We start from the raw sequence: 6,410 nt of genomic DNA on the forward strand, positions 1-6,410 counted from the left end.
GGGTTGATCGACTCAGGTGTTGCGTCGATCGATAAAACTCAAACTGCGATACAACGCGTCGATTCGCGGCAATTCGCACCCGGCAGCCTTGGCCACCGCCAGTGGCCGGGCGTAAATGGCCGCCAGTTCCAGCGGTCGCTTGTGCAAATAGTCGTGGTGCATGCTCGGCCAGTAGTCCGGCATTTTCTCGGTCATCATGAACAGATAATCGGCATAACCGGCCGGCATGTCGTGACCGCAGGCCTTCGCGCCCCGGACCACTTCGGCCATCAAGGCCTTGATCAGTTCGCGGCTGTCGGCGTCGGCCATCAACGCTGTGGTGCCCGCCCCAAGCAGAACCGAGAGGCCGTTGTAAGGAATATTCCAGACCAGTTTTTGCCAGCGCGCCTGTTGCAGGTTCGCCATGGCCTGGGAATCGATGCCGGCGCTGCGGAACAATCCGGCGCCCTCCTCGACAATCGCCATGCGCGCCTGTTCATCGCCAGCGGGGCCACTGTGGTAGCCGACGTTTACCGCGCCGAGGGCCTGATGGGTGATCGCGCCCGGGCCGGTGCGATGCACGCAGATCAGACAAAGCCCGCCGAGCAGGTGCAGCGTATCGGGAAGCAATGCCCGCAGACTGTCTTCGACGTCCAGGCCGTTTTGCAGCAGCAGTACCTTGGCATTCGGCGCTGCGGCTTGAATGATCGCCGGCGCCAGACCGGCATTGCTGGTGGTCTTGGCGCCCACCAGCAACCAGTCGCAGGGCGGCATGTCTTCGGCCGACGAATAGGCCTGAACCGGATTCAGCGTCAGTGCGCCGTGCGGTGCACTGTCGACGTGAAGTCCGTGCTCGGCCACCGCCGAAAACTCGCTGCGCAGCAGAAAGTGCACATCGAAGCCGGCACGCGCCAGCATGACCCCGTAAAACCCGCCGATCGCACCGGTTCCGATAATACCGATGGTCGGTTTGGCAACTGCAGCCGTCATGGCAACTCCTCTGCTGTTCTCGTCAACGCCTGACCTACGGCTTCATTCAGCTCGGTAGCGGTCAGGCGTGATTTTAGTGCCCCGAAGAACTCGCCGTCGCGCACCACAAACAGCGCCGGCAAATGAAAGACCTGATAACGCTCGACCACCCCGCCGTTGTCCCCGGCATCGATCCAGCACAAGCGATCGACATCCAGATCGAGCCTGGGCAATTGCTCTCGGGCAAAACGGCAACTGGCGCAGCCGACGCTGGTAAAAACAACCAGCGAAACGCCGCTCATCGCCAGCAACCGTTGGTCGGCGTCGAAATCGGTCAGTGCCAATTCGACCACTATACTGGGGGAAACAATGTCAGATGGCCGACACATGGAGTCCGTGCTCATGGGACGTTTTATTCCTCATCCTGACGATGTACCCGTCGAATTAACGTTGCTAAAACCTGAGTGTATTTCACGGCAACAGCTGCACACTATCAGCCTCGGGGGCATGGCTTGCAATTACCACCGCGCCTGGCGTCACGGTACCGCGCTGGAAGTCCGCATGCCGACCTTGAACCCCGATATGCGTTTTCTGGGCTACGTGGCCTGGTGCTTGCGACGCAAGCGCGGCTACCTGGTAGGCATTGCCTTTGTTGACGAGCAGATGATGTTCAGCGCCCGAATGGGCGAACAGGTGTGTCAGATCGAGCGTTACTGTCGCTTGCATGACGCCCACGACGACCTGCAGGAAACCCAGGCGCTGGCCCTCGAATGGGTCCAGCAACACGCCGACGAGTTTTCCCACGACACGGTTCGCAAGGCATTTGCGCAGGCGGTGCTGGATTAAGGGACGTCATCAATTCGTTGCGAATGGCCCTTAAACCGCTGTCTGCCCATTGTCGAGCCACGGTGTAACGCGCTAAGGTTCCGCTCCCCGACGCGCTTAATTTGCTGTGCTCCGCCGCGCGGGTTCGCTGGCGGCCGGCACCCGTGACCTGACGAGTAAACGATGGCTGATTTACCGATCAACGACCTAAACGTCGCCTCCAACGAGACGCTGATCACTCCTGACCAGCTCAAGCGTGATATCCCTCTGAGCGACGCTGCCCTGCGCACCGTCACCAAGGGTCGCGAAGTCATTCGCAACATTCTTGATGGCACCGACCACCGCCTGTTTGTCGTCATCGGGCCGTGCTCGATCCACGACATCAAGGCTGCCCACGAATACGCCGAGCGCCTGAAAGTGCTGGCGGCGGAAGTGTCCGATACGCTGTATCTGGTCATGCGCGTGTATTTCGAGAAGCCACGCACCACTGTCGGCTGGAAAGGCTTGATCAACGACCCGTACCTGGACGACTCCTTCAAGATTCAGGACGGTCTGCACATTGGTCGTCAGTTGCTGCTGGACCTGGCCGAAATGGGCCTGCCGACCGCGACCGAAGCCCTTGACCCGATCTCTCCGCAATATTTGCAGGACCTGATCAGCTGGTCGGCCATCGGCGCGCGCACCACCGAATCCCAGACCCACCGTGAGATGGCTTCCGGCCTGTCCTCGGCGGTCGGCTTCAAGAACGGCACCGACGGCGGCCTTACCGTAGCGATCAACGCCCTGCAATCGGTTTCCAGCCCGCATCGTTTCCTGGGGATCAACCAGGAAGGTGGCGTGTCGATCGTTACCACCAAGGGCAATGCCTACGGTCACGTGGTGCTGCGCGGCGGCAACGGCAAGCCGAACTACGATTCGGTCAGCGTCGCACTGTGCGAACAAGCGCTGAACAAAGCGAAGATCAAGCCGAACATCATGGTCGACTGCAGCCACGCCAACTCCAACAAGGACCCGGCCCTGCAACCGCTGGTGATGGAGAACGTCGCCAACCAGATCCTCGAAGGCAACCGGTCGATCATCGGCCTGATGGTCGAAAGTCATCTGAACTGGGGCTGCCAGGCGATCCCGAAAGACCTCGCCGACCTGCAATACGGCGTGTCGATCACCGATGCCTGCATCGACTGGTCCGCCACCGAAAACACCTTGCGCAGCATGCACGCCAAGCTCAAGGATGTGCTGCCTAAACGTGATCGCACCTGATCACTGTTCAGCGCACACAAAAACGCCGGGCTTAACCCGGCGTTTTTTTATGCGTTCGTTTTACTGGCTCAGCTTGGCCGCATGCCGCTGGTGGCGCTCCATGTAGCGCTCCACGTAGGAACACGATGGAATCACGGTGTAGCCCATTTCCTCGGCGTACTCCAGCGCCTTCTCGGTCAAGGCTGCCGCAATGCCGCGACCACGCAATGCATTGGGCACGAAGGTGCGATAGATATCCAGAGTCTGTTTCCCCAGATCCATATAGGTCAGGTAGGCACGATGACCGTCCACATTGGTCTCGAACTGATGACCTGCCTGGTCATGGTTGATGGACAACGCCTCGCTCATCACAACTCCTCTGCGGGTCTTGAATTCTGACCCCTACCTTACCGATGTTTTTCCGGCGAAGGAACATCTACGCCACCCCCGTGCCTGAATGGACACCGAGAAGAGCTGCACCGATCTCGCGCAACCGAGCACGTATCAAATAGTAGGCACCATTGGCAGAAATGCTCAAGGTGCGCTCGTCATCACGCAGGGTTGGGCGGGTGCTGCTCCGGGTTACGCAGGGACGGCTCGACCGAAGCGCTCTGCGGGTCGATAGCCTGAACATCGCCGGATGTTGAGACTTAAGACGAGCGCCCCTCTATTAAGTCACCTCAACTAGGCGAAAGAGTTTGAGAGGTGTCGCGCAAATTCCGAACAAAAGTGTAGACGAATCCATCTAGACAGACTTTAGCCAAGATGGGGAAAACAGTCCTGCCTCCGGGAACTTTTTCGTGCCAACTCGCTCAGCTCGGGCCTTGCAGCTGGATATTTTTTAATCAATCGCAAGTAAAAGTTGCTCGAAAAAGAATCAACGCCTACAATTTTTTTTGCTTCTTGCTTTACGTCAGTTTACTTACGACAAGTAATGGGTAGTATGTACGCCGGCTATTTCCTCACTCTGAGGAGACAGCTACTTTAATAGAAAGTCCTTGAAGGGGAACACGATGAACAACGTTCTGAAATTCTCTGCTCTGGCTCTGGCCGCAGTTCTGGCTACCGGTTGCAGCAGCGTATCGAAAGAAACCGAAGCACGTCTGACCGCTACTGAAGACGCAGCTGCTCGCTCCCAGGCTCGTGCAGACGAAGCTTACCGTAAAGCTGATGAAGCTCTGGCTGCTGCTCAAAAAGCACAACAGACTGCTGACGAAGCTAACGAGCGTGCTCTGCGCATGCTGGAAAAAGCTAGCCGCAAGTAATAATCCTTCGGGGTTGTTATCAAGCCGACCCATTTTTTGGGTCGGCTTTTTTATTGCCCGGCGTTTGTCCAGGCAATAAAAAACCCGCCGACGCTCTCAGCGCCGGCGGGTTCTGTTCAAGCCTTACTGCAACGGATCGATCGGTGCACTCGTCACCATCGGCGCAGAAGTATTCGGCACGGCGATTTCCACCGGCAGGCCATCTTCAGCGGCAACCACATCACGCACCACATCCCAGTTCATGCGCAGGTTGTTGGTGATGTCTTCGCGCTTGAGCATCGCGTTGATCACAGCCGTGTGCTTGTCGACGACCGACGGGTTGCCCTTGTCGTCCAGCGGCGTGTGCGCTTCCAGATACACCTTGCCGCCACTTACACCGAACTTGTACGGGTCGTTGAGAATGCGCACCGACGTGCCGACCGGCACCATGCCTGCCATTTGCAGCACGTTGTTGTTGAACATGCGGAAGCAGCCGTGGCTGGTGCGCATGCCGATGCCGAACTTCTTGTTCGAACCGTGGATCAGGTAGCCTGGTGTGCCCAGGGTGAACTTGAACGGGCCCAGCGGGTTGTCCGGGCCGGCCGGCACGACGTTCGGCAGCGGATCGCCGTCAGCGGCGTGCTCGGCCTTGATCGACGCTGGAGGGGTCCAGGTCGGGTTCGGCGTCTTCGCAACGATGCTGGTGTGGGCAATCGGCGAACCCCAGCCTTCACGACCGATACCCAGCGGGAAGGTGTAGACCACGTTCCGGCCTTTCGGGAAGTAGTAGAGGCGGTATTCAGCCAGGTTGATGACGATGCCTTCACGTGGGCCTGGCGGCAGGATGAAGCGCGTCGGCAGCACGATCTCGGTGCCGGCACCCGGCAACCATGGATCGACGCCAGGGTTGGCCGCGACCATTTCCGAGTAGCCCAGATCGTAGGTGGTGCCAAGGTCGGCGAAGGTGTCTTCGTACTTGGCCTTGATCACTTGCACCTGGCCGATGATGTCTTCACCGGGCGGTGGCAGGGGTAGCTCCAATGCTGCTACGGGGCCTGCCACACAAAGGGCGGCAAGAGTCAGGCAGCGGGTGACGGCAGGAAAGCGCGGCAACATCCGGAAAATCCTTCGCATAATCGACTGGGGTTTAAGAACGCAATTGTACACTGGCGCTCTGGTATTCGGGGAGAGACACCGATAGAGCGTGAATTGGCTGCGATATTTTTCAGGGGGCATATCCGTTTCTGCGGTAACGGCGGCTATTGGTTTCGCCCTTACGGCGAGTCACTTGGAAGAGCCCCAAGTAACCAAGGGCTCTTGCCCCTTTCGTTCGGTGGCTCGCTAAGGCTCGCCATGCCCTCGCTCCGGTCCTGCTCCGTGGGCCCGCCGCCATCGGCCATCCATGGCCGGGGGCGGCTAACCCGGCATCCATGCCGGGTTGCCCACTACGCAGAACCTCCACTCGGCCTCTCGAGGGGGCGCTCAGATCAAAAGCGGAAGGCGAGCTAACGCTCGGCCTGATGAGTGGTGAAAATCAAAAGCAAACGCGATTCCCTGTAGGAGCCGGCTTGCCGGCGAAAAACGTCTGGGCGACGCGTTCATTCAGACAGCCCGCGTTATCGTTGACGTCCATCGCCAGCAAGCTGGCTCCTACAATTTTGAATCGTGCGAACCCAATCCATTGTAGGAGCCGGCTTGCTGGCGATAGCGGTGGGTCAGTCGACGCATTTATTGGCTGGACGGACGCCATCGCCAGCAAGCCGGCTCCTACAGGGGATCGGTGTCCACATCCTGAATGAGTGGCCGCTGTAGCGAAGGAAACGCGTACACAAAATGAGCCAGGTCGGCTTTCAGGCCGCCTCGGCGGCTGTGGCGGTAGTCGCCCCCTCGAGAGGCCGAGTGGAGGTTCTGCGCAGTGGGCAACCCGGCATGGATGCCGGGTTAGCCGCGCACGTCCAAGGATGGCCGATCGCGGCGGGCCCACGGAGCAGGACCGGAGCGAGGGGATGCCGAGCCATAGCGAGGCACCGAACGAAAGGGGCAAAAGCGCTTTGGTTACTTTCGCGCTTTTCGAAAGTGACTCGCTGTAAAAGCGAAACCGTCAGTGGCCGTTACCGCAAAACCGGATATGCCCCCAACCCTGTCTCTTATACA

General features: G+C 59.0%; 7 protein-coding genes. 3 read left to right on the forward strand and 4 right to left on the reverse strand.

Going from position 1 to position 6,410, the window contains the following annotated elements; translation table 11 throughout:
- Positions 1-12: 12 nt before the first annotated feature.
- Complete coding sequence (locus KGB24_RS24020; RefSeq protein WP_223414392.1) at positions 13-969, reverse strand: putative 2-dehydropantoate 2-reductase; 957 nt, start codon at positions 967-969, stop codon at positions 13-15.
- Positions 966-1,352, reverse strand: coding sequence for a thioredoxin family protein (locus tag KGB24_RS24025; protein ID WP_032832541.1), 387 nt, complete (start codon positions 1,350-1,352; stop codon positions 966-968). Before KGB24_RS24025 ends, KGB24_RS24020 begins: the two co-directional genes overlap by 4 nt.
- Between KGB24_RS24025 and KGB24_RS24030 the strand changes: the two genes are divergently transcribed.
- Both KGB24_RS24030 and KGB24_RS24035 read left to right on the forward strand, forming a co-directional pair.
- Positions 1,351-1,794, forward strand: a complete 444-nt coding sequence (locus tag KGB24_RS24030) for a PilZ domain-containing protein (RefSeq protein ID WP_008031388.1) — start codon at positions 1,351-1,353, stop codon at positions 1,792-1,794. The genes KGB24_RS24025 and KGB24_RS24030 overlap by 2 nt on opposite strands.
- Before the next feature lie 162 nt (positions 1,795-1,956).
- Positions 1,957-3,033 carry a 3-deoxy-7-phosphoheptulonate synthase gene (locus KGB24_RS24035; RefSeq protein ID WP_008031386.1) on the forward strand — a complete coding sequence of 359 codons (1,077 nt, stop codon included), beginning with the start codon at positions 1,957-1,959 and terminating at the stop codon, positions 3,031-3,033.
- Between the two features lie 60 nt (positions 3,034-3,093).
- Here the strand turns inward: KGB24_RS24035 and KGB24_RS24040 are convergent, their stop codons facing one another.
- Entirely contained in the window at positions 3,094-3,381 is a 288-nt protein-coding gene (locus KGB24_RS24040) for a GNAT family N-acetyltransferase (RefSeq protein WP_008031384.1), read from the reverse strand.
- 644 nt (positions 3,382-4,025) lie between these two features.
- Here KGB24_RS24040 and oprI point away from each other — a divergent pair.
- Complete coding sequence (gene oprI / locus KGB24_RS24045) at positions 4,026-4,277, forward strand: outer membrane lipoprotei OprI (protein ID WP_003172710.1); 252 nt, start codon at positions 4,026-4,028, stop codon at positions 4,275-4,277.
- 123 nt (positions 4,278-4,400) lie between these two features.
- On the opposite strand, the gene KGB24_RS24050 is transcribed toward oprI, so the two are convergent.
- The gene (locus KGB24_RS24050; RefSeq protein WP_008031383.1) at positions 4,401-5,372 is read right to left on the reverse strand and encodes a L,D-transpeptidase family protein; all 972 of its coding nucleotides are present in this window, start codon (positions 5,370-5,372) and stop codon (positions 4,401-4,403) included.
- Positions 5,373-6,410 lie beyond the last annotated feature (1,038 nt).

The organism is Pseudomonas sp. BF-RE-25 (assembly GCF_019956105.1).
GTDB lineage: Bacteria > Pseudomonadota > Gammaproteobacteria > Pseudomonadales > Pseudomonadaceae > Aquipseudomonas > Aquipseudomonas migulae.